Genomic DNA, 26,056 nt, shown 5'->3' with positions numbered 1-26,056 from the left:
CAAAAGTAAGAAAAAAACGCACCCGATGAAAGTTGGTAATTTTACCAATGAGTACTTATATCTTCCGGAAATATTGCAAGTAGTTTTGTTTAAAAAGATGGAAGAAGTTATCAGCCAAGGTTTATTTGCTCGTTAAATAAACTCCAGCCTGCAGGCGATAGGATGAATACCGTTTTTCACGGCAGAAAGTATAGCGGGGCTACAGTTACGCGACGAACATTTGCTTTAGTTTCTTATTGTGATGGACCATATAAGACATTTAAGAAAAGATAAGCTCAGGTCTTGTTTTAACTGCATGAATGAGATTGCTTCATCGGCTGAAAAAAGCCTTCTCGCAATGCCGATTTGTGGTGGGATCCGTGCATTCCGTGTTTCCGTGGCAAAAAATGGCGCAAAAAAAATCCCGATAACTTTCGCTATCGGGATTAATATATTCAGTTAAAAAGAACTAGCCTTTTTTAGCTTTGCTTTCTTCGCCTTCTAATTGCGATTTCAATTGAGCCAATACGTCTAAGTCTCCTAAAGTAGATTTCTCTACAGAATCTTTAACTTTTTTAACCGCAGTTACAGCAGCTTTAGCTTCTTTTTTCTTAGCATTTCTTTCTTCTGCTACAGCTTCAGCTTTAACCTCTTCCCAGATACGGGCGTGAGATACTACGATACGTTTTGCTTCTTTGTTGAATTCAATGATTTTGAAGTCATTGGTTTCTTCAGCTTTAACTGAAGTACCATCTTCTTTAACCATGTGTTTAGTTGGTACGAAACCTTCTACACCATAAGGTAAAGCAATAACAGCACCTTTATCAGTTACTTTAACAACAGTACCCTGGTGAACCGAATCTAAAGTAAAGATCGTTTCGAAAGTATCCCAAGGGTTTTCTTCTAATTGTTTGTGACCTAAGCTTAATTTGCGGTTATCAACATCTAATTCTAAAACAACTACGTCTAATACGTCACCAACTTTAGTGAATTCGTTAGGGTGGTTTACTTTTTTAGACCAAGATAAGTCAGAGATGTGGATTAATCCATCAATACCTTCTTCGATTTCAACAAATACACCGAAGTTAGTCATGTTTTTAACTGTTGCCTGGTGCTTGCTTCCAACTGGGAATTTAGCAGCAACTTCTTGCCATGGATCGTTAGATAATTGTTTAATACCTAAGCTCATTTTGCGCTCGTCTCTGTCTAAAGTTAAAACTTCAGCTTCGATCTCATCACCAACTTTTAAGAACTCTTGTGGATTTCTTAAGTTTTGTGACCAGCTCATTTCAGAAACGTGGATTAAACCTTCAACACCTGGGATGATTTCTAAGAAAGCACCGTAATCTGCAACAGTTACGATTTTTCCTTTTACTTTAGAACCAACCTGGATGTCAGTACTTAAGTTTTCCCAAGGGTGTGGAGTTAATTGTTTTAAGCCTAAAGCGATACGTTTTTTCTCATCATCGAAATCTAAAACAACCACGTTGATTTTTTCATCTAATGACAATACTTCTTTTGGATGCTCTATGCGGCCCCAAGAAATATCAGTAATGTGAAGTAAACCATCAACACCACCTAAATCGATGAATACACCGAAATCAGTAATGTTTTTAACAGTACCTTCCAATACCTGACCTTTTTCTAATTTAGAAACGATCTCTACTTTTTGGCTTTCTAAATCGTCTTCAATTAACACTTTATGAGAAACTACTACGTTTTTAAACTCATGGTTAATTTTAACAACTTTGAATTCCATTGTTTTACCCACGTATACATCGTAATCGCGGATAGGTTTAATATCAATTTGAGATCCTGGTAAGAAAGCTTCAACGCCCATGATGTCAACAATTAAACCACCTTTAGTACGGCTCTTAACGAAACCGTTGATGATTCTATCATTTTCAAGAGCCTCGTTAATCGCTTCCCATGATCTTTGGGTTTTTGCTCTTTTGCGGGAAAGGATCAATTGACCGTTAGCATCTTCTGGTGCTTCAACGAAAACGTCAACTGAATCGCCGATTTTAAGATCCGGTGTATCACGGAATTCAGAAGTAGAAACTAAACCGTCTGATTTGAAACCTACGTTTAATACTACATCTTTGTTGTTGATTGAAACAACGATACCGCTGATGATTTCACCTTTAGTGATCTGATTGAATGTTCCGGCATACATATCTTCAAACTTTTTACGGTCTGCATCATTGTAATTACCGAAAACTTTTTCATCTGCATCCCAATCGAAATCCTCGGTTGGTGTAGCTAATGATGATTTGATCGATTCGATCGAAACTGAATCAGCTTCTGATTCAATAGTTTCTTTTTCAGTCAGGCGTCCGCCTTCTCCCTGAAGTTCAGCTGTTTTAGCTGCTAATTCTTTTTCTGCTACTTGTTTTTTAGCCATTAATTAATTATCTCCTTTTTTCCCTATTTAGGGACTGCAAAGGTAAAAATTTTTTAATTAATAGAAAAGATTTTTTTAATAAATGTTGCTGATTTTTAGTGTATTAAGAATTAGCTTGTGCGTCATGCTGAATTTATTTCAGCATCTATCAAGCTAAATTTAGGAATAGCGTAGGTTTTATTTGTTAATATTTGAAAATGAGCGTTCAGTAATGCTTCTGAAACAGCAGTCCTGCTATCGCTTATAGTCCTCGCTACGCTCCGGGCTAGTCCGCTCTATCAGGTTTAAAAATAAGGGGCTGTGCATAACTTCCCACCAAACACCAAACGTTCCTACAGAACGTTACGCAAATAACATTTTGTTATTTACTACCCATAAATCGTCCCCGATGGGACGAACCGTATTTAAAATTTGCCGCCTTGGTTTATGACTCGTCCCAGCAGGACGAATCATCGGTAGAAAAAAATGTGCATTTTTTTCGTTCCGTAGGAACGTTTGATGATCCCGGATTTATTTCTTTGTAAACGTCCCTCTTGTAAAACCCTCGCCAATTAACGTTTTATCATCTCTGATTAGTAGCATAATTGTATTTTGCTGATCGTAAAGTTTGATCATGTCACCTTCAATAACGTATTTCGAGGTAAAAATAGAATCAGTATAGGCATCGGCAACGGTTACGGAATCTTTCGATTTGAAATTGAAAGATTTGTACTGAATGTCTTCATTGCTTGCAAAGGTACCTGTTACTACTTTTGGCTGAATGAAAGTAATATAACAGAAATACCCGATTACCAGAATCACAATTGCCGAAAAACCGATCAAAAATTTGTTGCCACTGGCGTATTTAATAGAAAAGTATAGTATAGTGATGAGTATTAAGGCCACAACTACAAAAAAGATAATGTTGGTGTAATCTTTTTTTATTTGAGGTACTGATGCGGCTATGCTGGTTTTTTCTACTGTAGCTTTTACAGGAGAAACCCTGACCAAAAATTCTTTACTCACCCATCCTTCACCATTGGTAACTTTAATTTTATAGAAACTTGTATTAGATGAATCAATTACGGCCACATTTTCATTTTTAGGCAGATATCCTACAATTTTGCTTTTCGGATCAGCTTGTTGCCTAACCCTTAAGTCGTCGGCAGTTACGCGATACATGTCGGCGCTTGCTGACTTTTGAGGGGTGGCATCGGTTTGTGCAGTAGTTGCTTGAGGAGTAGTTGGTTTTGCCGCGGGTGCAATTTTTTCGACGAAATCCTTGCTTACCCAGCCCTCGCGGTTTTTAAACTTTACTTTGTAAAACTTCGCATTGTTGGCATCCAAAACCGTAATGCTTTCGTTTTGACCAATATTTCCAATCACCTTACTTTTCGGATCGCTGCTTTCCCTTACACGCAATTTGTCGGCCTTAACACGATACAATTCTTGTGCATTTAAACGGTTAGCAAAAATAGAAAGAGCGATGAGGAGGAAGAAAATTCTAGTCATAAGTATAAGATTCTGCGAACAGTTTTAATAGGTAATCGCAAACACGCTATAAGCAAACACCGTGCTAAGTGTTTCAAAATTAGAAAATACTTTTAATAGGAGGGGATAAGATTGAAAAAAGGAGCTTGTTCTTAAAAAAAAATGGTCTTTATGGAGGTTAATGTACTACCAGCTGCCTCCCGTACCGCCACCACTGCTGCTGCCACCACCCCAGCTGCTGCTGCTCGATGAAGAGGAAGAACTACTGCTTCCCGAAGACGAACCGGAAGAGGAGCTCGATTCAACCAACATGGCTAATGTAATCCATTTAATAAATTCTGTTTTTTTACAAAAACTACATTCGTTTATCAATTTTGCCTGGCCTTCATGGCTGTAGGTTGCCGCTCTTGTGGTTATGCGTTTATTTAGTTTATAAGTTCTAAAAGTACATTCAGGGCATTCGGTATAGCGATTGTATTTTTCTGCAGGCCATGCCTTAATGATATGTTCTTTATGGTCGGCACTTTCCCAAATATCGTAATCATAAGCTTTTACTATCTCTTCTTTGCGTTGGCCCCTTGTTAAAAAAGGTTCGCCTTCAATATTGATATCCCTATCCAAACGTACCATTTCCTGGCCCTTACTATCAAGTACTGCTTTAAAGCGGTTAATGTTTTTAACCCTTTTAAATAAATAGATGATCATGTTGATTAAAATAAGGGGAGAAAAAATGATCAGCCAAAAATTCTTTTTATGAAAACTACTTACCGAATTAAAAAAGTTTTTATCGTCATTGTGTATTTTCCGCAATGCTGAAATGTGGAAAAGGTACCTGCCGAAAAGTACAAGAGCCAAAATAGCATACAGAATAAACGGAACATCTTTTGATCTTATTTTTTCAACCAGATCCATTCCACCAAAAAAGAAGAATATAAAGCCGGTTACAAAAGTGATCATCATCGCCACCGCACAGCCTTTCCCAATCTTTTCATATTGGTCTCCACCTGACCTGGATTTATCTTTTGTAGCATTTTTAGCCTGCCGGTTCACAATTTTGAATGCACCCCAAAAAAGCAGGATGATTATCCCGGTAGGTAGTAAGAAATTTTCTAAATCATTATTGCTATCCTGCTGAGTGAACAATTGGTTGAGCTCCGATTTATGCTCAGGTTTTAAGATAATCTCGCCAATGGCATTAATGGTATTGGTAATTCCGGTGGCAAAATCATTTTCTCTAAAAGCCGGTATAAGCTGCTGTTCAGCAATATGTTTAAGCTTTACATCAGGTAAAACACCTTCGGCACCTGTACCTGTAATAAACCTGTATTTACGGCGCTCCTTCGAAATAAATAACAACAAACCATTGTTGCTGGTTTTTGAGCCTATTCCCCAGGTATTGAAGAGCTCATAAGCAAAGTCGAAATCCTCTTTATCATGATCGAAATCGTTAACCACCACCACTGCCACTTGCACATTGGTTTTACTCTCGAAATCGGCAATGGTACTATTGAGTTGCGAAACCGCATTGATACCCAAAATTTTATCAGGGTCACTTACATAACCACCGCCATTATTTTTAGGATCGGGGATGTCTTTTATCTGATAAGCTTTCTGCGCAATTGCAACATGGGTAACAAATAAAAAGAAAAGAAGGGTAAAGCGTTTAAACAGGCAGACGTGGAGCATCGTATAAATTTAGCTTTAAAGTTTACATCACTATTTAACAAATGATTTGGATTATGGTTTACTCTTTTAATATTTTAGCCAATACTTTATCCAGTTTTGCCTTATTTTTCATGTAGGCTTCTAAATCATAAAGTTTTACTGTTTTAAATTCTATTGGATGGCTTTCGCTTTGTAAGGATATATAACCTGATGTTAATGCTTTACCATCTGTTTTAACCTTTGGGTCGAAGTTAGAGACGTTGCCGCCACCAATTTGAGGTTTGGTGTATTCTAAAACCACTTCGCCTGCTATAATGTGTTTGATAACAGAATCACCTAAGACTAAAAATTCTGCGGTTACCCATTGGTCGCCTGCATAGGTTTTCGATTTAGAATCTAAACAGTGTGGTGTAAACAATTTACCGTTATAATTTATCAATGTTCCAGGTGTACACACATTGCTGGTATGGCGTTCGTGTTCTCCATCTCCACCTAAAATCTGTCCTTCGATAGAAATCGGAAAATCCTGGTTTTTTAACATCGTTGCCGGATCCTGGCAATGTAACATGGCACCACTGTTTCGGGTTGCCCAGCCTTCGCCACCTTTAGCCTGTTCGCCTATAAAACGATAGGTTACTTTTAAAAGATAGGCAGAAAAAGGTTTTTTATAGAAGATATGGCCATATTGCTGGTCAAATTCATTATATTCATCATAACTTACTTTCATTACACCATTTTCTACCCGAAATGTATTGGCATAATTTTCTTTATAGTCGTGTTTTGCAATTTTAATGTTCCAGTCTTTTAAATCTTTCCCATTAAAGAGGTTGATCCAGCCTTTTTGGGCATTTACATTTAAAATAAAGATGGATAGAAATAATACAGTAAGGTAAATTGATTTTAATTTCATAGCAACATTTGGGTTATGTGCTAAAAATATGAATTTTTTTCTGAAGTCAAAGGTCAATAGTCTGATGGTTGATAGTTTGATAGCCGATCAGTTTGGAGTTGAGCGTTTGGGGTTTGGAGTGAATAGAATATAGGGTCGATGATTAGATGGTTCATAGTCTGGTAGCTAATGGACTCAACTAGATTGAAAAAATCTATTCTCCCCTCGGAGTGTCACCCTGAGCGGAGTCGAAGGGCCAGTAGTTAGATATTTCACAGTTAATAGCTTGGTGACTCATAATTTGGGTGTCAGTTAACCGATTTAAATAATTAACCTTAGCGACACGTCCTTTCGACTGGTGGAGCACCGCGGAATGGAGAAATCTATTAGTCTAAAATCCCTTGGTCTTAAGAAGATTAACTAAACTATGCATTTGGGATGCAGCGATAGATATCAGTTAACCGATTTAAACAATTAACCAAACTTTTGTAATATTTTTCGTCGCTTCGTAGTAATCAATATGGCCATCAACTACTAAAAAATGGACTAATGAACTAATGACCAGTGAACAAATGAACTACTGACTAGTGAACCAAAAACGGATTAACTTTCTCCATCGCAAAATCCAATTGTTCTTCCTGTGTAAGATCGGTATTATCTAAAATAATGGCATCATCAGCCCTCACCAACGGACTTTCCTTACGGGTGGTATCCGCATAATCACGGTGGGCAAGATTTTCAAAAACTTCTTCTAACGTAGTTTTGTTATTGCCTTTGCTTTCCAGTTCTTTAAATCTGCGTTCAGCTCTGATTTTCGGATCGGCTGTCATAAAGAATTTTATAGGCGCATCAGGAAAAACGGTGGTACCGATATCACGGCCGTCCATTACAATATTTTTCGATTTGCCCATACGCTGCTGTTGTTTTACCATTTCATGGCGTACAATTTTATGTGCCGAAACCTCGCTTACATTTTCTGAAACGGGCATTAAACGGATCTCGTCAGAAACTTCTTCACCATTAAGGGTAATGTGCGATTCGTAATCGCGGGAGTGGAAATTCAGTTCAATGTGCTGTAAAGCATCAATAACTTTAGCATCATCAGCAATATCAACATTATTTCTTAAAAAATATAGGGTTACGGCACGATACATCGCCCCGCTATCTACATAAATGAAACCTAATTTTTTTGCCAGTGCTTTCGCTAATGTACTTTTTCCGCAAGATGAATAGCCATCTATTGCTATTACCAGGTTTTTCTTCATCGTAGCAAAGGTAAAAAATAGAAACAGAATGCTGAATTTTTTTAAGATAGATTATAAACAAGGTACAACTAAAACATTGATTCGCCGGATGTGTTTAATTTGAAAAATAAATAGAAAATTTATGTTACTATCAGAAAGAATGTTGGAGGCGCTGAATAACCAGGTTAAACTGGAAGCCGAATCATCACAAGTTTATCTGGGCATTGCCTCGTGGCTGGAAACACAGCCAGGTTTAGAAGGATATACCGAGTTTTTCTATCGCCAAAGTGATGAAGAGCGTCATCACATGCTTAAGTTAATCCATTATATTAATGATCGGGACGGGCATGCATTGATTACTGCCCTTGAAATGCCAAAAAATTCTTTCGGACAGGTTATAGAGGTATTTCAGGATTTCCTGGATAATGAGCTGTTGGTATCAAAAAGCATTAACGATCTGGTAGAACTTTCGTTGAACGAAAAAGATTACCTGACTTTTAAATTTTTGCAATGGTATTTAGATGAACAACTGGAAGAAGAAAAAATGGCAAAAACCATGTTAGAAAAACTTCAGTTAGTTGGAAGTGATAGAGGAGGAATTTACCAGCTGGATAAGGATATTGTAGGTTTACGTAGCAAGGTAAGCGAGACCAAAGAAGGCGAATAAGCTTTTATTATTTCTAAATTCTTACTTTTGCAGCATGTTGCCTACAAGAGAAGAAATTTTACGGTCTGTTACTTTCAAAACTTCCAGAAGTGGGGGTAAAGGAGGACAAAATGTAAATAAAGTTTCGAGTAAGGTAGAAATCATTTTTAATATCGATGCCTTTGAGCATTTCAACGACGAGGAAAAAATACTGTTAAAGGAAAAACTTCAAAACCGTTTAGATTCTGAAGGACTCTTGCATATTGTTTCGCAGGAAGATAGAAGCCAGCTTTTAAACAAAGAGAAAACCATTGCAAAACTGATCGATTTATTAAAGCGGTCACTAACCGTTCAGAAAAAAAGAAAGCCAACCAAAATTCCCAAAGGCGTTATCGAAAAGCGGCTAAAAAATAAAGCCTCAACAGCTGAAAAGAAGAAAAACAGAAAAGTGATTGATCTATAATGACTTATGGTTATACTGCTGCTGTCTTTTTAGTTGTTTTGATTTGCCTTTTGATAAACCACATTCAAATACCAGGATTTGTTGTGTAAGTGGCACCAAAATTGACATTGGTGAGCACACACAAATAATAACCAAATGAAAAGAACTATTTTAGCGCTGGCCTTTATGGCTACACTTGCTGCCTGCAAGAAAAATCCAGAAGAAATTCCAAATCCTGTTCCTGAAGAAAAATTATCCCCTGATATTGCCTATTCAGTTAAGGGAGCAACCCAGGATACTCAACCTTTATATCCACCATCTGCAACCTTCAATTTTTTAGGGTTCGGATACGATGTTACAGATAAGTTTAATGATCTGGCTTCTGTAAGAGGCAATGTAGTCGATATTTCTGCTTATGATGCCGACAGAACATATAACGTTGTTTTTATAAGAGGTACACAATCTTCGTGGAGGACTACTCAGGCTGAAAGTGCCGTTGATTTATCAACAAAATTCTCTAATTCATATAACGCAACTAAAGGCTTAAAACTCTTTGGAAATACCATTAATCAGGTATTTCCAGGAACGGATGTTACTAATAAAAAATATGTTTACGGGCACTATTCGTATTACATGATCTGGAAGGTATATAAGTTTTATTACGACCAGTCGGTAAATAAATTTTTAACAGCAGATTTTAAGAGAGATATTACTTTATTATCTGCTCAGGAACTTGTTAGTAAATATGGAACACATGTTTTAACAAACATAAAAATAGGTTCTAAATTTGACGTTGTTTACCAGGCAGAAGCACCTCAGAACGAGAGACGGGGCGCGATTATTATGGAAGGATTACGTTATACTTTAAAAAGGACATTTGGCTTGCCTACCGGCTACCTGGATGAGCCTATCCTACGCAATTTAAATGATAATACTTCTGCCCAGATCTATTATAGTTCAACAGGAGGTGATATTAGCAAATTAAAACCCGAAACCATAAATAACAGGGTTATTGTGAACCTTAACAATTGGGTTGCTTCTACTACAGAGGATAAAGCAACTTTTATAGGCGCTTCGGATGATGGTTTGGCCCCACTATATAACTTTATTGATGATGCAGCTAAAAAAGCTGAAGTAAAAGATTACCTCGATCAGTACTATGCCGCAAAGGTGGTTAAACTGACAAATTAAATAGATACAATAAAGGGCAATTTAATTGCCCTTTATTGTATAACCTATTCTCTCAAATCCAAAATAAATTTAAGGCCTGATTTCTATTTTAGTTCCAATATTTACAGCATAAAACAATTCGTCTACTTCGTTATCGGTTAGTGCCATACAGCCATCTGTCCAATCGCAAAATCGTTGAAACTTGCCAATAAAGCCTAATTTATTTCGAATTCCATGTATTTTAATATCGCCACCAGGTAATTTATTCAAGGCTTTAGCTCTGGCAATATCTTCTTTATTTGGATAAGATACTCCAAGGTTTTTATGGTAGCCGCTATTTGGGTTTTTCGCGTTGATGATATAAAACCCTTCTGGTGTTTTTTCGTCACCTTCAAATTCCTTATGGCCCACGGGATTATCACCTAAAGAAATTTTGTATGTTTTAATCAGCTTGTGCTTCGCGTAAGCCAATAGCTGCCGATCAGATTTTTTTACAATAATGTAATCAATTTCAGTATTTAGCGGGAGTTTTTGTTCGGGATATAAATTGTAAATAGCCGCACCGATTATGAAAAACGAAATGATAAAAAGGATTATTTTTTTCATATTCTTTTGTTATGTACAATAGAAATACAGATGCCTTATTTTAAGATTAATAGTGTCAGATAGAAATATCTGACACCACTTAAAATGAATATATAACAATAAAACAATATTAACAGTTACCTAACTTTTTCCAAATCTGTAGTATAAACTCAAACCACCATAATTCTGCGCCTTTGCCACACTTTTAACCTCTTTCGTTTTAAAAATCACATTAAAATCAGCTGTAAATCGCTTCGAACTATAATTCACACCAAACTGTTGTTCAAAAACGATTGGCTTTACACCAAATGTTACCGGACTATTGTTATTGAAAAGGCTTCCCTGTATGGTGGCATCATAGGCAACAAAGTTTAACTGCGGTTTAACGTAAAAGAAAAACTCTGAATTGTTCAGGCTTTTTGTTTTCGAATTTCCAATTACCGCATTATGGTAAGCACTATTGAACAATTGATTGATTTTACCTGCCCTAAATAAAACAGATGCGCCTAGTCCTGAAAAAGTGGTGCCCAAATTGGCATAACCCTGTGTACTGATATCCACAATTGGATCTTCAGGTCTAAAAAGTAGTTTACTATAGTTGGTGGCAAGGTTTACAGAAAGTTCATTCTTGATTTGGTAATCCCAGCCTGTAGGAGTATAAAAACCTACTGTTTTATGTAGAAAACCCTGTGCAGTTTGAGCGAGTGAGTTAGGGCCAACCGTTCCCAATTCTACGCTTGTTTTTAAAACACTTTCATTTTTGTAGAAAACCGAATAAGCGCCACCGGCATAAAGATAACCTGCAAAAGGCCTGTCCTGATCTTCTTTATCAGGTACCTGACCCCAATAGGGCGTATACATTTTTTGTCCGGCAGAAATTTCGTAGATTTTTTTCTCTATTTTATCTGACAGCTTTTCAGTATTAATGGCATGGCGGAAGTAGATAAATAACCCGTTGGTATAGTATCGGTCATTTAACGTAGCCAGATAAGCATCGTTTTCAGTTTTAAAACCGAATTCGTTTTTAAAGGATTGGGCGAAACTGGTTGAAACAACCGAACAAAAAACTATGGTGAATAAAAATGATCTCATAAAAAAGCCCAGGCAATTTACCTGGGCTATAAAAGTATTTATTGTAATTGGATTTTTGATCGTTAATCCAAAAGAATTAGCAATTAGTTTACAATCGGAGCAATTTTAACGCTCAGATCTATTGGTTTTTTTACCTTATTTTTAGTTAATGCCAGTTCAATTACTTCGCTCATTTCTGTTACATAGTGAAACGTTAAATCTTTAATGTAACTATCTTTAATCTCTAAAATATCTTTACGGTTGCTTTTGCAAAGGATAATTTCTTTAATGTTCGCCCTTTTTGCTGCAAGAATTTTTTCCTTAATTCCACCAACAGGAAGTACCTTTCCACGTAAAGTAATCTCACCAGTCATAGCTAAGTGTTGTTTTACCTTACGTTGTGTAAATGCCGAAGTTAAGGCAGTAAGCATGGTTACCCCAGCCGATGGTCCGTCTTTTGGTGTAGCACCTGCAGGCACGTGAACATGAACATCCCAATTGTCAAATAAAGTGTAGTCTATACCAAATTCAGCTGCATGGGCGCGTAGGTAAGCCAAAGCAATTACGGCAGATTCTTTCATTACATCGCCCAAGTTACCGGTTAAGGTCAATTTTCCTTTCCCAGGACTTAAGCTCGATTCGATAAATAGAATATCGCCTCCAACACTTGTCCAGGCTAAGCCAGTTACCACGCCTGCAACTTCATTGCCTTCATACAAATCTTTGTCATAAATCGGGGCACCTAAAATGCGCTCGACATCATCATTAGTTAAATTTGCCTCATAAGTTTCTTCCATGGCGATTTTTGTAGCTACACCACGTACTAACGAACCTATTTTTTTCTCTAAACCACGCACACCCGATTCTCTTGTATAGTCTTCGATTACTTTTTCAATCAGGGTAGGTTTAAGGGCAATATCTTTGGTCTGCAAACCATGATTTTCTTTCTGTTTTGGTAACAGGTATTTTTTTGCAATCTCTATTTTTTCTTCAATCGTATACCCGTTCACCTCAATAATCTCCATACGGTCTAACAAAGCAGGCTGTATCGTACTTAAAGAGTTTGCTGTGGCAATGAATAAGATGTTTGACAAATCGTAATCCACCTCTACATAATGGTCGTAAAATGCATTGTTTTGTTCAGGGTCTAAAACTTCAAGCAAAGCTGATGATGGATCACCACGGTGATCAGTACCTACTTTATCAATCTCATCCAAAACAAAAACAGGGTTATCTGCTCCGGCTTTTTTAATGGATGAAATAATACGGCCCGGCATGGCACCTATATAAGTTTTACGGTGCCCACGGATCTCTGCTTCATCGCGGATACCGCCTAAAGCCATACGTACATATTTACGGCCTAATGCTTTTGCAATCGATTTTCCTAACGATGTTTTACCAACTCCCGGAGGGCCAACCAAACATAAGATAGGTGCTTTCATATTGCGTTTTAGTTTTAGCACAGCAAGGTATTCGATAATACGCTGCTTTACTTTTTCTAAACCGAAGTGATCTTTATCTAAGATGCGCTGTGCTCTTTTTAGGTCGAAATTATCTTTTGTAAATTCGCTCCAGGGTAAATCCAATAGTAGTTCTAAGTAGTTTAACTGAACCGAATAATCAGGCGCAGCAGGATTCATTCTACCTAACTTATCTATTTCTTTATCAAAATGATCAGCAACAGCCTGCGTCCATTTTTTCTTTTTAGCCCTTTCCTGCAAAGCATCAAATTCTAAATCGGCAGAATTTCCGCCCAGTTCTTCCTGGATGGTTTTTAGCTGTTGATTTAAGAAATAATCGCGTTGCTGTTTATCTAAATCGGTACGCACTTTTGATTGGATCTGATTTCTCAGCTCCAGCATCTGCAATTCGACCATTAATAGTTCCATTACCTTTTGCGCCCTTTCCTGCAATTTATCCATTTCTAGGATTTTTTGCTTATCGGCCATTTCGGCATTCATATTTGATGAAATGAAATTGATCAAAAATGAATTGCTCTCAATGTTTTTTAGTGCAATACTGGCTTCGCTTGGAATATTTGGTGAAAGCTGGATAATCTGTGCAGACATCTCGCGTATAGAAGCGATTAATGTTTTAAACTCCTTATCCCCCTTATGCTTTTGTTCTTCGAATTTTTTAACAACGGCTTTAATATAAGGTTCATTCTGCACCTCTTCAATTAAACTGAAACGTTGTTTACCCTGAATAATTACAGTGGTATTCCCATCAGGCATCTGCAACAACTTAATAATATTGGCAACAGTACCAACCGTGTTAAGTTGCTCAAAAGTAGGATCTTCAATAGAAACGTCTTTTTGAGAAACAACACCAATAATCTTATTCCCTTTATAAGCTTCCTTAATTAGCTTAATCGATTTATCTCTTCCAACTGTAATAGGAATAACTACTCCTGGAAATAAAACTGTGTTTCGCAAAGGCAATATGGCCAACGTTTCGGGCGTTTCCTCATTGTTCATTTCCTCCTCGTCTTGTTGAGACATTAAAGGAAAAAACTCGGTATCTTCATTTATGATTGGCATTGCTGTATGGAAATCAAATATATCTTGTTTACTCATTATCACATTTTCTGCTAACGACAAACTGGCAGTTTAATCGTATTCACTTTGTTTAATTTTGGTATTGGCTTAATAAATTCAACTCTTGTGCCAAAGTGAAAATAATATTAATCTTATGTTAAAAAGGCAGAGAAATATAAATATTTTCGCCAATATCATATAAAGCATTTTTTAGCGTTTAAGCTAATGTTTAGGGCACCTGGTTTGAATGAAAGAAAATTAAAAACTTTTAAATTATCAGAATAGGATTATATTGCAAAAAATTTCTCCTATAAATTCGGTTAGGCGTTAGATTTGTTAACTTATTACTCATACATGAACTATTTTAAAAAGGCGATTTTAGGTTTAATTATTTTTACATCAACGAGTAGTTTCGCGCAGAGCAATTACGAAAGAAGCATGCAGGCTATGATGAAAGGTGATTATAAAACTGCAGCAATGCAATTGGAAAAAGCTGATACTAAAACTCCTGATAATGCAAACGTGCTCCAGATGCTCGGATATTCTTACTTCCAAAATCGCGAATACGAGAAGTGTATTGCCACTTACAGCCGGTTATTAACCATCAAACCTACAGAGGTTTCTGCTTATTATTATCGCGGTATCGCAAGGTTGAAAATAGCTAACGATCCTAAAGAATCGTTAAATACCATGCGCGAAAACTTTTATCTGGCATCTCTCAAAGATTTTACAAAAGCCATTGAAATTAATGGTGATGAAGACGCACAGATGTTTCAGAACCGGGGCCTGGCTTACAAAGATTATGCAATTTTCAGATCTTTTAAAGCAAAGAAAAAAGAAGAAAAAGCAGCTTGTGTAGCTTTATTCAATAACTCTATTGCTGATTTTCAGAAGGTATTAACCTTGCAGCCATTAAGAAAAGATATTATTGATTGGGTAACCTACGATAAAGCGCAGATTGCCAGCCTGAAATAAAATACATCCTTTTAAAAAAAATGGGACCTGAATATATTCGGGTCCCATTTTTTATTCAAGCTTTCCGATAACCGAATATCTTTTTTCATTAAGCAATCTTATTTTTTGATGCTTTTTAATAGCATATAAACTATCGGGATAATAAGTTAAAGTATCCTGAGATTGATATAAGATATTTTTATTATCGATAATGATCTCTATCTTAACTGCTTTCATACCTTTCCAGGTAATAGAAACCTTTTTAACAGGGATTTTTTTATTATCGGAAGTATAAATATCAACTCCATCTTGTTCTTTAGTTTTAAAACTACCTTTCCAGGAGGTTTTATTAATATCGGCATTAACAAAAATGGCAAGTTCTTTTGTCCAATCGGTAATTTTGGCTTTTTTATGTTCCGCTATAGCGTTTATACTTACCGTTTTATCTACATCGGGATTTAAACGCTGCAAGCGTGAAATTTCTTTTCCGAAATAACCCTTAACATCGAAATAACTTAAACTGGTATTTGCTTCGGCTTCTTTTCGCTGGTTGCATGAAAATAAAGCTAAAGCAAATACCGGGATAAAAAGTTTTTTAACCATTATACTAAAACATTTCCTGTCATTTCTGCCGGAATAGCTACGCCTAATATTTTTAAAATAGTAGGGGCAATGTCGCCTAATTTACCATCTGCAATAGTTTTATAGTCTTTATCAATTAGAATGCAAGGGACCAGGTTGGTTGTATGTGCAGTATTGGCAGATCCATCGCCATTTACCATAAATTCTGAGTTTCCATGATCGGCTAAAAGGATAAACGAATAACCATGCTCCAAACCTTTGTTTACCACGATTTCTGCACATTTATCTGCAGTTTCAACTGCTTTTATTACGGCCTCAAAAACACCTGTATGTCCAACCATGTCTGGATTGGCAAAGTTTAAACAAATAAAATCAGCCCATCCTGTTTCCATTTCTTTGGTAATGGCATCGGTAATTCCTGCGGCACTCATTTCAGGTTGAAGATCGTAAGTTGCTACTTTCGGTGAAGGAATTAAAATACGTTTCTCATTGGCAAATTCAGCCTCTCTTCCGCCAGAGAAGAAGAAGGTTACATGAGGATATTTTTCAGTTTCTGCAATACGGATCTGGTTTTTATTATTATTGGCCAATACTTCACCGATGGTCTGGGTTAAATCATCTTTCGTGAAAATTACATTTACCTTTTCAAAACTCTCATCGTAGGTAGTCATGGTCACATAATACAATGGTAGTTTATGCATTTGCTGCTCGGGGAAATCTTTCTGTGTTAATGCTGTTGTAATCTCACGCCCTCTGTCTGTACGGAAATTGAAACAGATGACCACATCATCGTTTTGAATCGTAGCAACTGGAGCACCATTATCCTGCGTTAATACGATTGGTTTTAAAAACTCATCAGTTACGCCATCGGCATACGATTTTTTAATTGCAGCCAAAGCATCCTGGGTTTTTTCGCCAATGCCATTTACCATTACATCATAAGCTTGTTTAACGCGCTCCCAACGGTTATCGCGGTCCATTGCATAATAACGGCCAACCATGGTTGCCAATTTAGCATTGGTGTTTTGGATGTGGTTTTCCAGGTCAGTAATAAAGCCCAGGCCAGAGTTTGGATCCGTATCACGGCCATCTAAAAAAGCATGAACAAAGGTGTTTGGTACATTTGCTTCATTTGCGGCATCGCACAAAGCTTTTAAATGTTCAATATGCGCATGTACACCACCGTTTGAAACCAGGCCGATGAAGTGAACTGCTTTATTATGCTGCTTTGCATAATCAAATGCACTTACCAAAACCGGGTTGTGGTGCAATTCTCTGTCGGTAATCGATTTATTGATTCTTCCAAGCTCCTGGTAAACTACTCTACCTGCGCCTAAGTTCATGTGTCCAACTTCTGAGTTTCCCATCTGTCCGGCTGGTAAGCCTACTGCTTCACCAGATGCTTCGAGCCTGGAATTTGGGTACTTCTGTAATAACGAATCGAAAAAAGGAGTGTTGGCAGCATAAGCAGCATCAGAATTATCTTGTTTTCCGTAGCCCCAACCATCTAGAATTATAAGCGCGAGTTTTTTATCGTTTACCATTTTTATTGTAAAATTTATTGATTAAAATCAAAACATTTTCATGTATAACATGTTTAGTGTTTTGTTTATATGGCAAATATAACTTTATTGGTGCTTATATAAATGAAGAAATCCTTTTTTTGATATGCTAATGGCATAATTTTAGCTATAGGGTTCTGTATAAAATACAGAAATGATCCGGAGCTTATTTTTACTCGTTATTAGTTTGTCATCATTATATTACCCTACAGCCATCCAGGCAGATATAATTGATGATTTATCCTCGTATTTTAAAGCTGGTAACTCAAAAGAAATTGCTAAAAATTTCGCCTCAACTATCGAACTTATCATTGTTGATGAGGAAGATGTATACTCAAAAGCACAGGGTGAACAGATTTTGAGAGATTTTTTTATTAAACACCCTCCGGTAAAAACAAGTATTTTTCATAAAATTAATACAAATCCAAATTATCGTTTTGGCGTAATTATTTTAAGCACTGCTAAAGAAACCTTCAGGATTTCTATTACCATGAAAAAATTCAATACCAACTTTTCGATTACTGAATTAAGGATAGAACCTGCCAAGGATTAATTGGCCAGTCAGTACTTACGAAGTTCTGACTCTGTTATGTCTCGCCAACTTTGTAAGTCGTGGAGGTTAGTGCCTCTGAAGTTAGCAAATCACTTTAACCTTTCAGGAAATTGCCTGCTAATAAATAATTCTTATTTTTGCGGCATAAAACCTATATTTTGGATACTCAACTTATACATCAATTCATAAAAAATGCCCTTACCGAAGATGTTGGTGATGGAGATCATACTTCACTTTCAACAATTCCGCCAGGAACACAGGGAAAAGCAAAACTGATTATCAAAGAAGATGGTATTTTAGCGGGAATTGAATTGGCAATCGAGATTTTTAAGGAAGTTGATGCTGGCTTGAAAGTTGAAGTATTATTGCAGGATGGTACAGCTGTAAAAGTAGGCGATATTGCTTTAACCGTTGCCGGAAGTACGCATTCTATTTTAATTGCAGAACGATTGGTTTTAAACTGCATGCAGCGTATGAGTGGCATTGCTACTAAAACCCATCGTATTGTTTCACTGTTAAAAACGACTAAAACCAGGATTTTAGATACCCGTAAAACTACTCCTGGCTTGCGTTATTTAGAAAAATGGGCAGTTAGGATTGGTGGAGGTGTAAATCACCGCATTGGTTTATATGATATGATCTTAATCAAGGATAATCATGTAGATTATGCCGGGGGGATTTCAAATGCCATTACTGCTGCGCAAAAATATCTTATCAGTCAGGATAAACCACTTCAGATCGAAATTGAGGTTAGGAACCTGGAGGAGTTATCGCAGGTTTTAGCTATTGGTGGTGTAGACCGTATTATGCTTGATAATTTTACTTTTGAAAACTTAAGGACTGCCGTTGCATTAATTAACGGGAAATTTATTACAGAGGCTTCCGGAGGAATTACCGAAGAGAACGTTACTGAATATGCAGCTTGTGGAGTAGATTTTATTTCGATGGGCGCGCTTACACATTCTGTGAGAAGCCTGGATATGAGTTTAAAAGCATACTAAAGTGATTTGCTATAAAATTAAAAGCTTATTTTTTGTATCATTGTAGGCTATGGTTACGGTTTATTCTCTCAGCGCTTTATTAATTGCTTACCTTTTCGGATCTATACCAACAGCTGTATGGCTTGGTCAGGCCTTTTATGGGGTTGATGTAAGAGAATACGGAAGTGGCAATGCTGGCGCAACCAATACCTTTAGGGTACTGGGCAAAAAAGCCGGAATTGCAGTAATGATCATCGATATTGCAAAAGGCTATACTGCAACCAATCTGGCCTATCTGATCGGCATGTCGGTAACCGGACCACAAAATTCAGTTGTTTTTGTTAATTACCAGCTCGCCTTGGGAGTAACCGCGGTAATGGGACATTTATTCCCTGTTTTTGCCGGTTTTAGAGGGGGTAAAGGTGTTGCTACACTTTTTGGAATGATTTTGGCAGTTAACTTCGAAGCATCTATGCTTTGCGTTCTGGTTTTTGTGGTGGTATTACTGTTAACTAAATATGTTTCATTAAGCTCCATTTGCGCGGGATTTACTTTTCCCCTAAGTGTGGTTTTCTTGTTTCAGGTATCTATCAAATCTGAAGTGCTTTATGGTATGGTCGTTTGTATTTTAATCTTAGTTACTCACCAAAAAAATCTCGAAAGATTGCTGAAGGGCAAGGAATCTAAGGTGTATTTGTTTAGGAAGAAAACTAATTAATTAACAAAACACATTTCTTTAAAACTTATTTATAGGCTTACTGTTTAATCATCGGCTTTGCCTATAACCTATAAGTATTACTAATCATTTAAAATCGCGTTTATGAAAAAGTTATTTTTAACAGCAAGTGTTGCTGGAATATTATTATTTAACTCATGTTCTACCGTCCCTTTAACAGGCCGTAGTCGATTTGATTTAGTTAGTAACGATCAGGTTTTGCCAATGGCATTCCAGGCCTATAGTACCTTTTTAACAGAAAATAAATCTACTGTTTTACCCGCTTCGAATGCCCAGGCCTTAAAAGTGAAAACGGTTGGAAGCAGGTTAATTACCGCTGTAAAATCGTATATGAACAGCAATAACTACGGTAATCTGATTGCTGATTATCAATGGGAAGTTAATGTGGTACAGAACAATGAAAAAAATGCCTGGTGTATGCCAGGAGGCAAGATTGTAGTTTATACGGGTATTTTGCCTGTTACTCAGGATGACGCTGGTTTAGCAACAGTAATGGGGCACGAGATTGCGCATGCCATTGCGGGTCACTCAGCTGAGCGTATGTCGCAGGAAATGGTTGCACAGGGTGTTGGCGCAGCAGCGGGAGTTGCTTTATCTAAAAACCCTAAAACGCAGTCTATTTTTAATACATTATATGGAGTTGGTACACCAGTTGCAATGTTAAAATTCAGCCGCAACCAGGAGTTGGAAGCCGATCGTCTGGGCCTGATTTTTATGGCCATGGCCGGATATAATCCACAAAATGCGACCAGTTTCTGGAACAGAATGTCAGCTGCATCTGCTGGCGCACAAAAACCAGCCGAATTTTTGAGTACTCACCCAAGTGATGCAACCCGTATTGCGCAGATCCAAAAATATTTACCTGAAGCGCAACAGTACTATAAGAAATAAGGTAGAAGGCTGAAGGTAATGAGGTGGAAGGTTTTGCATGATGCAGAATTTTCCACCTTTTTTGTTTAGTCCCACTTTAAAGTACCGTCCTTTAGATTTGTTTTGATATTTTATTTAAAGATACCAAGTACTTACTTTGCTTAAATTATAAATCAGATTACCTAAAACGGTAGCGGCACATTAAAATTCGTCAAGGTTTTTATGCCTATGAAATGATTCAATCCGTTACCGTTTTTTCCCTTAGTGACCAGATAACAATTAGGGTAATACCCATTATTAAGGACTAGGATCGATGGGGTAAAACTTAGGTAACCATTACAAACATAAAAAATAGCAGGATGATTGCCACTACAAAATTTTTTATCGGTATTGATATTTCCAAACCGCACTTCGATGTTGCATTAATGGCCGTTGTGAACCATGTAAAACAGGAAATAGCCACCGCACGGTTTGATAACACCGCTCCAGGTATAAAGCTATTTGAGAAGTGGTTGAAATCTCAGAAAACCACATTCAATGGGGACTCCCTGGTTGTCATGGAAAATACGGGGATCTATCATCGTTTAATATGGACTTTCTGCAGCAACAGAAATCTGCCCATCCATATTGGCAATGCCGCCCATATCAAATGGAGTTTTGGGATAGCAAGGGGCAAAAATGATAAAATAGACAGTATCCGTTTATGCAACTATGCCTTTAAGGAAGCGGATGACCTAAAGGCTACAGCTGCCCTGGATCCCGAACTGATGCTCCTGAAAGATCTGATATCAGCGAGGACAAAGCTGCTCAAACAAAGGTCCGGCATTAGCGTTTCGGTAAAAGAACTTGGCAATGTCAATGGTAAAGAACATCAGAAACTGATTGAAAAAGCACTTAAAAATGCAATTGAGGGTATCGCAAAGTCAATCAGGAACCTCGAAGATCAGATCAAAAAAATTATCACAGGAAACCAGGGTTTCAAGCAGAACTACAAACTATTGCTCAGTATCCCTGGGATAGGACATGTTACCGCAGTATACCTGATTGGCTGCACTGGAAATTTTGCAGGGCGCCCCAGCGGAAAAGAACTGGCCTGTTATGCAGGGGTTGTACCATTTGAACACAGCAGTGGTATAAGTATCAAAGGTAAAACAAGAGTACACCGGATGGCCAATAAAGAGCTTAAAAGATTGCTGCATATGTGTGCATTATCTTTGATTCAACATAATCAGGAATTCAAAACATATTACAATAGAAAAAAGGATGAAGGGAAGCACAGCATGAGCATAATTAATGCCGTTAGAAACAAGATAGCATTAAGAGTTGCTGCTGTTATAAAAAATCAAGCCAGCTATAAAAATAACTATAAAATAGCTGCTTAAAATTTGTTTTTATCATAACAATCATTTCGAGCGGGGTGCAATGCAGTCTAGAACCCGAAGGCTCAGCGAAGCTAAATCTGGATAGATAGATCTCTCCATTTCACTGCGTTTCAGTTTGAGATGATGGATTGCTGAGGACAAATGAACTAATGACCACTGAACCAATTAACTCCCCAATACCTTCAAAATCGCACTGGCTTTCAACAAACACTCCTCATATTCTGAAGCGGCATTACTTTGGTAGGTAATCGCTCCTCCAACCTGAAAAGACAAATATTTTGATTCCGCATTATACAGAATGCTGCGGATAACGACATTGAAATCGAAATCTCCATCAGGACTGATGCAGCCAAAAGAACCTGAATAAATACCCCTTTTGGTCACTTCGTATTCTTCAATCAACTTCATGGCTTTAACTTTTGGTGCACCTGTCATGGAGCCCATTGGAAACGCATTTTTAATGGCATCGATAAAATGAATCTCTGGATTGAATTCACAGCTAATGGTAGAAATCATCTGATGGACCTGTGGGAAGCTGTAGATACCGAATAATTCATCAACGGTAACAGAACCCTTAATGGCTGATTTAGTAAGGTCGTGGCGTACCAAATCAACTATCATTACATTTTCAGCCTGTTCTTTGATGTCGCTTCTAAGCTGCAGTTTTATGGCTTCATCTTCTTCCTGAACTGTACTTCTTTTAGCCGTGCCTTTAATGGGCTGTGAGGTAAGTTTTGAGCCACGTTTGCATAGGAATCTTTCTGGTGTGGCGGATAAAATATATTTACCGTGAACTTTAACATAACCTGCAAATGGGGTAGGAGAGATTTTATTTAGCAACTCGAAAGTTTGTACAGGTTCTATTTCTGCATTTTCTGAAAAAAACTCCTGGCAGAAATTGACTTCATAAATGTCTCCCCTCAGAATGTGACTTCTTAAAGCTTCAACTTTATGGATATATTGATCTTTCGATAATCTTTGTGAAATCTGTATAGTTCCCGATTCTTCTTTTTTTTGCAGTTGAAACAATTCAATTTCTTCTAAAACTGATTCCTTACCAAGCAGCACTTCAGCTTGTCCATCCTTAAAAGCAACCAGGTATTTTGGAACAAAAAAGTATAAATCCGGGAAGTTTAAACCGTCGGGATTATTAGATTGAAGATCTTCTATTTCGTTTTTTAAATCGTAGCTAAAATAGCCGAAAATCCATTGTTTGTGAAAAGCATAAAAGTTTTTTAGCTGATCGAAGGCATTACCTGCAGAACATATTAATTCTGCATGAATATCAGCAGCGATAATGAAATCGTAAGCAGAATAAGCATCTTTGTATTCATTTGAATCAAAGAAACAACATACCTCGAACTGATTGGCCCAGTGTAATACTTTTTGTTTAAATTCGGATATGTTTTGCGGGGTTTTCAAGCTGCCGCAAAGGTAAAAATAGAGATGGTAATTGTAAGAAATTAATTTTTATCTTTTAGAATTATGGTTAGTATCGTAAAATTAATGTTTTTTAGGATTCATTTTGGTATGCCTAACCCTTAATATTCTTATTATCTGATTTTCGTTTCGATAAGATATCCTAAAATGATGTTTTTCAAAAGCACGATATGTTCCGTCGTTATCTTTTTTATATTGATCAATTTTATGTTTTTCAGGATACTGAACTATATTTTCTACTGCTTGAATTAAATCATTTATAACCTTTATTGCATTTTGGACAGATTCTTGGCTAATGTAATTATAGATTTCTCTTAATTGGCTTTTGGCTTGCTTAGTCCAGACAATTTCAAGATGTTTGGTTACCAACTTTTAATCTCATTTAATAATTCATCATGAGAAATATAATTGCCGTTTTTAAACTCATGCTCTGCGGCTAAAAGCTCATTATTATAGGCTTCAATGGTAACGTTTGAATTTTCTTTTTTCCCTTTTATAAATGCTTTAAGCATTTTTACTACAGAAGTTTTTTCGGCATCGTCTAGCTGGGTAAAATAATTTAGCATTTCGCTTTCTAAGATAGTTGCCATTATAAGATATTTATACTCAAAAATAACTAAATTGATGAAGGAAAACAAACTGTCGAAATCAATTTACTATGTCAATTGGCAAAGAGTTGTCAATTTTCTTCTAGCTATTGCTATTAAAAGTTGACAACTCTTGAACGAAAAAAGCAATCCGCTATGGATTGCTTTCTTATATCGGCTGATCCGATAGCTATCGGATTTATTTTACAAGTTGAAATACTATTTTCAATTACCTTGTAGCTACTTCGTGGTCAGCATCTATATTGTGTTTGTGAAATTAACAGACCCTGAAATAAATGCAGGGTGACGACGCTGATTCTAACGTAAAGCTAAAGTTTGTGCTCTATCTGGTCCTACAGAAAGGAACTTAATTGGCACTTCCAGTTCTTTTTCCAAGAACGCAATGTAGTCAGTCAATTTAGCCGGGATTTCATCTACAGAAGTAATTTTAGTTACATCAGTAGCCCAACCATCAATTGCTTTCAATACTGGTTTAGGTTCAATAGAAATGATATCGTAAGGCATGTAATCGATCGTTTCTCCATTGTATTCGTAATGTGTACAGGCATAAATGGTATCGAAAGTATCTAAAACATCAGCTTTCATCATAATTAATTCGGTTACACCGTTTAACATGATCGCATATTTTAATGCAGGAAGATCGATCCAGCCACAACGACGGGCACGGCCTGTAGTTGCACCAAATTCGTGACCTAAAGCGCGTAAATTTTCGCCAACTTCATTATCTAATTCAGTAGGGAAAGGACCTCCACCAACACGTGTACAATAAGCTTTAAAAATACCATAAACAGCTCCAACTTTGTTTGGAGCAATACCTAAACCGGTACAGGCACCTGCTGTTGTGGTGTTACTAGAAGTTACAAAAGGGTATGAACCAAAATCTACATCCAATAAAGTTCCTTGCGCACCTTCAGCTAGAACCGCTTTTCCTTCTTTTAGGAAACCGTTAACATAATGTTCGCTATCTACATGAGGAATGGTTTTTAAGAATTCTATTGCCTCAAAGAATGATGCTTCTTTTTCAGCAAGTTCGTATTCAAAACCTTCGTAGTGAGAAAGGATCTCCGTATGTTTTTCTACCAGTTTTGCATAACGCTCTTTGAAATCGGGTAGGGTCGTGTCACCAACGCGTAAACCGTTACGGCCAGTTTTATCCATATAAGTTGGACCAATACCTTTTAAAGTTGATCCAATTTTGTTTTTACCCATGCGTGCTTCGTTAGCAGCATCCAATAATTGGTGGGTTGGTAAAATTAAATGTGCTTTACGGGCAATCACCAATTTGCCATCGGCAACAGGATCATGACCAGCTTTTTTTAAATTATCTAACTCTCTTTTTAGGATAATTGGATCGATTACTACGCCATTACCGATCAGGTTCATGGTTTTTTCGTTAAAAATTCCTGAAGGAATAGTATTTAAAACGAATTTTTTGCCATCGAACTCTAAAGTATGTCCGGCATTTGGGCCACCCTGGAAACGGGCAATAAGATCATATTTTGGACTTAGTACATCAACGATTTTTCCCTTTCCTTCATCGCCCCATTGCAGGCCGAGAAGTACATCTACTTGCGTCATTATTAATAAATTAAGCTGGTTTTATTTGAATTTTGATTTAATTTTGTTCATTTTTTGCAGCTGTAGCCGCATTTTCATTTACTTTTCTGGCCATACTGCAGTCAGAGCAGAAACCATAAAGATTCAACGAATGGTGTTTAACATCAAATTTTAATAGATCGCCAACCATGGTTTGGATCTGGTGGATACGTGGATCGCAGAACTCTACTACTTTACCGCATTCAATACAGATCACGTGATCATGCTGGCGGTAACCATAAGATTTTTCGAATTGTGCCATGTTTTTACCAAACTGGTGCTTGGTAACTAAATCGCATGAAACCAATAACTCCAACGTATTATAAACCGTAGCACGACTTACGCGGTACTTTTGGTTTTTCATGTGGATATAAAGGGTTTCTACATCAAAGTGGTCGTTTCTTGAATATATTTCTTCCAATATAGCGAAACGCTCTGGTGTTTTACGTAGATTTTTGTTTTCTAAATAAGCCTCAAAAATCTTGCGAACGAGCTCATTTGTTTTTTGTTCAGACATAGTTTTTAAACTCCACTCAAAGGTAGGTAAATAGTTTGATTGTTATAGTGTTTGATTGTTGAAATGTTGTCAAAGTCGGGAAGGCAGAGGTCCGAGGTCGGAAGTTTAAATCACAAATAGCTTGCGACTTAGATTTCGAAATTTTGACCTCGGACCTCTGACTTTCCAGCTTTC

24 protein-coding genes are annotated in these 26,056 nt (G+C 37.0%); 9 read left to right on the top strand and 15 right to left on the bottom strand.

The window, feature by feature from the left end; translation table 11 throughout:
* Positions 1-448: 448 nt before the first annotated feature.
* The 5 genes from rpsA to cmk form a co-directional block, all read right to left on the bottom strand.
* Entirely contained in the window at positions 449-2,383 is a 1,935-nt protein-coding gene (gene rpsA / locus FFJ24_RS14855) for a 30S ribosomal protein S1 (protein ID WP_121287220.1), read from the bottom strand.
* Between the two features lie 510 nt (positions 2,384-2,893).
* Complete coding sequence (locus FFJ24_RS14850; RefSeq protein WP_138817977.1) at positions 2,894-3,874, bottom strand: SH3 domain-containing protein; 981 nt, start codon at positions 3,872-3,874, stop codon at positions 2,894-2,896.
* Between the two features lie 165 nt (positions 3,875-4,039).
* A complete protein-coding gene (locus FFJ24_RS14845) occupies positions 4,040-5,539 on the bottom strand; it encodes a YgcG family protein (protein WP_138817976.1) in 1,500 nt (499 codons plus the stop codon).
* Between the two features lie 58 nt (positions 5,540-5,597).
* A complete protein-coding gene (locus tag FFJ24_RS14840) occupies positions 5,598-6,428 on the bottom strand; it encodes a DUF1080 domain-containing protein (protein WP_138817975.1) in 831 nt (276 codons plus the stop codon).
* 563 nt (positions 6,429-6,991) lie between these two features.
* Entirely contained in the window at positions 6,992-7,672 is a 681-nt protein-coding gene (gene cmk, locus FFJ24_RS14835; protein ID WP_138817974.1) for a (d)CMP kinase, read from the bottom strand.
* Positions 7,673-7,793: 121 nt separating this feature from the next.
* On the opposite strand from cmk, the gene FFJ24_RS14830 reads away from it, so the two are divergent.
* From FFJ24_RS14830 to FFJ24_RS14820, 3 genes are all read left to right on the top strand, one after another.
* Entirely contained in the window at positions 7,794-8,318 is a 525-nt protein-coding gene (locus tag FFJ24_RS14830) for a ferritin (RefSeq protein WP_138817973.1), read from the top strand.
* Positions 8,319-8,352: 34 nt separating this feature from the next.
* On the top strand, positions 8,353-8,760 hold the full coding sequence (arfB, locus tag FFJ24_RS14825) for an alternative ribosome rescue aminoacyl-tRNA hydrolase ArfB (protein ID WP_138817972.1): 408 nt from the start codon (positions 8,353-8,355) through the stop codon (positions 8,758-8,760).
* Positions 8,761-8,895: 135 nt separating this feature from the next.
* Entirely contained in the window at positions 8,896-9,930 is a 1,035-nt protein-coding gene (locus FFJ24_RS14820) for an MAC/perforin domain-containing protein (protein WP_138817971.1), read from the top strand.
* 69 nt (positions 9,931-9,999) lie between these two features.
* Here the strand turns inward: FFJ24_RS14820 and FFJ24_RS14815 are convergent, their stop codons facing one another.
* From FFJ24_RS14815 to lon, 3 genes are all read right to left on the bottom strand, one after another.
* Complete coding sequence (locus FFJ24_RS14815; RefSeq protein ID WP_138817970.1) at positions 10,000-10,515, bottom strand: murein L,D-transpeptidase family protein; 516 nt, start codon at positions 10,513-10,515, stop codon at positions 10,000-10,002.
* A 120-nt stretch (positions 10,516-10,635) separates the two neighbouring features.
* Positions 10,636-11,586, bottom strand: a complete 951-nt coding sequence (locus FFJ24_RS14810; protein WP_138817969.1) for a lipid A deacylase LpxR family protein — start codon at positions 11,584-11,586, stop codon at positions 10,636-10,638.
* Positions 11,587-11,669: 83 nt separating this feature from the next.
* Positions 11,670-14,141, bottom strand: coding sequence for an endopeptidase La (gene lon / locus FFJ24_RS14805; protein WP_138817968.1), 2,472 nt, complete (start codon positions 14,139-14,141; stop codon positions 11,670-11,672).
* A 315-nt stretch (positions 14,142-14,456) separates the two neighbouring features.
* Between lon and FFJ24_RS14800 the strand changes: the two genes are divergently transcribed.
* Positions 14,457-15,077 carry a tetratricopeptide repeat protein gene (locus FFJ24_RS14800; RefSeq protein ID WP_138817967.1) on the top strand — a complete coding sequence of 207 codons (621 nt, stop codon included), beginning with the start codon at positions 14,457-14,459 and terminating at the stop codon, positions 15,075-15,077.
* A 51-nt stretch (positions 15,078-15,128) separates the two neighbouring features.
* Here the strand turns inward: FFJ24_RS14800 and FFJ24_RS14795 are convergent, their stop codons facing one another.
* Both FFJ24_RS14795 and gpmI read right to left on the bottom strand, forming a co-directional pair.
* On the bottom strand, positions 15,129-15,659 hold the full coding sequence (locus FFJ24_RS14795) for a hypothetical protein (RefSeq protein WP_138817966.1): 531 nt from the start codon (positions 15,657-15,659) through the stop codon (positions 15,129-15,131).
* The gene (gene gpmI, locus FFJ24_RS14790) at positions 15,659-17,182 is read right to left on the bottom strand and encodes a 2,3-bisphosphoglycerate-independent phosphoglycerate mutase (RefSeq protein WP_138817965.1); all 1,524 of its coding nucleotides are present in this window, start codon (positions 17,180-17,182) and stop codon (positions 15,659-15,661) included. Before gpmI ends, FFJ24_RS14795 begins: the two co-directional genes overlap by 1 nt.
* A 172-nt stretch (positions 17,183-17,354) precedes the next feature.
* Here gpmI and FFJ24_RS14785 point away from each other — a divergent pair, with 172 nt between their 5' ends.
* The 5 genes from FFJ24_RS14785 to FFJ24_RS14765 all read left to right on the top strand — a co-directional run bounded on the left by FFJ24_RS14785 (position 17,355) and on the right by FFJ24_RS14765 (position 21,721).
* Positions 17,355-17,753 carry a DUF4783 domain-containing protein gene (locus FFJ24_RS14785; RefSeq protein ID WP_138817964.1) on the top strand — a complete coding sequence of 133 codons (399 nt, stop codon included), beginning with the start codon at positions 17,355-17,357 and terminating at the stop codon, positions 17,751-17,753.
* 158 nt (positions 17,754-17,911) lie between these two features.
* On the top strand, positions 17,912-18,754 hold the full coding sequence (nadC, locus tag FFJ24_RS14780) for a carboxylating nicotinate-nucleotide diphosphorylase (protein ID WP_138817963.1): 843 nt from the start codon (positions 17,912-17,914) through the stop codon (positions 18,752-18,754).
* A gap of 49 nt (positions 18,755-18,803) precedes the next feature.
* Complete coding sequence (gene plsY, locus FFJ24_RS14775; protein ID WP_029279402.1) at positions 18,804-19,451, top strand: glycerol-3-phosphate 1-O-acyltransferase PlsY; 648 nt, start codon at positions 18,804-18,806, stop codon at positions 19,449-19,451.
* Between the two features lie 102 nt (positions 19,452-19,553).
* The gene (locus FFJ24_RS14770) at positions 19,554-20,360 is read left to right on the top strand and encodes a M48 family metallopeptidase (protein ID WP_132395303.1); all 807 of its coding nucleotides are present in this window, start codon (positions 19,554-19,556) and stop codon (positions 20,358-20,360) included.
* A gap of 338 nt (positions 20,361-20,698) precedes the next feature.
* Positions 20,699-21,721 (top strand): IS110 family transposase, encoded by a 1,023-nt coding sequence (locus FFJ24_RS14765; protein ID WP_138817962.1) that lies wholly within the window; start codon positions 20,699-20,701, stop codon positions 21,719-21,721.
* Between the two features lie 165 nt (positions 21,722-21,886).
* On the opposite strand, the gene FFJ24_RS14760 is transcribed toward FFJ24_RS14765, so the two are convergent.
* The 5 genes from FFJ24_RS14760 to FFJ24_RS14740 all read right to left on the bottom strand — a co-directional run bounded on the left by FFJ24_RS14760 (position 21,887) and on the right by FFJ24_RS14740 (position 25,882).
* The gene (locus FFJ24_RS14760) at positions 21,887-23,143 is read right to left on the bottom strand and encodes an anthranilate synthase component I family protein (protein ID WP_138817961.1); all 1,257 of its coding nucleotides are present in this window, start codon (positions 23,141-23,143) and stop codon (positions 21,887-21,889) included.
* A gap of 81 nt (positions 23,144-23,224) precedes the next feature.
* The gene (locus FFJ24_RS14755; RefSeq protein WP_138817960.1) at positions 23,225-23,530 is read right to left on the bottom strand and encodes a type II toxin-antitoxin system RelE/ParE family toxin; all 306 of its coding nucleotides are present in this window, start codon (positions 23,528-23,530) and stop codon (positions 23,225-23,227) included.
* A complete protein-coding gene (locus tag FFJ24_RS14750; RefSeq protein WP_138817959.1) occupies positions 23,524-23,751 on the bottom strand; it encodes a hypothetical protein in 228 nt (75 codons plus the stop codon). The genes FFJ24_RS14755 and FFJ24_RS14750 overlap by 7 nt, the downstream gene beginning before the upstream one ends.
* Before the next feature lie 315 nt (positions 23,752-24,066).
* Positions 24,067-25,347, bottom strand: coding sequence for an adenylosuccinate synthase (locus FFJ24_RS14745; protein ID WP_138817958.1), 1,281 nt, complete (start codon positions 25,345-25,347; stop codon positions 24,067-24,069).
* 37 nt (positions 25,348-25,384) lie between these two features.
* On the bottom strand, positions 25,385-25,882 hold the full coding sequence (locus tag FFJ24_RS14740; protein WP_138817957.1) for a Fur family transcriptional regulator: 498 nt from the start codon (positions 25,880-25,882) through the stop codon (positions 25,385-25,387).
* Positions 25,883-26,056: the final 174 nt, after the last annotated feature.

Source organism: Pedobacter sp. KBS0701 (assembly GCF_005938645.2).
In the GTDB taxonomy this organism is placed as follows: domain Bacteria; phylum Bacteroidota; class Bacteroidia; order Sphingobacteriales; family Sphingobacteriaceae; genus Pedobacter.
Note: the sequence above shows the minus strand (reverse complement) of the source record. Positions and strands in the feature narration are given on the sequence as shown.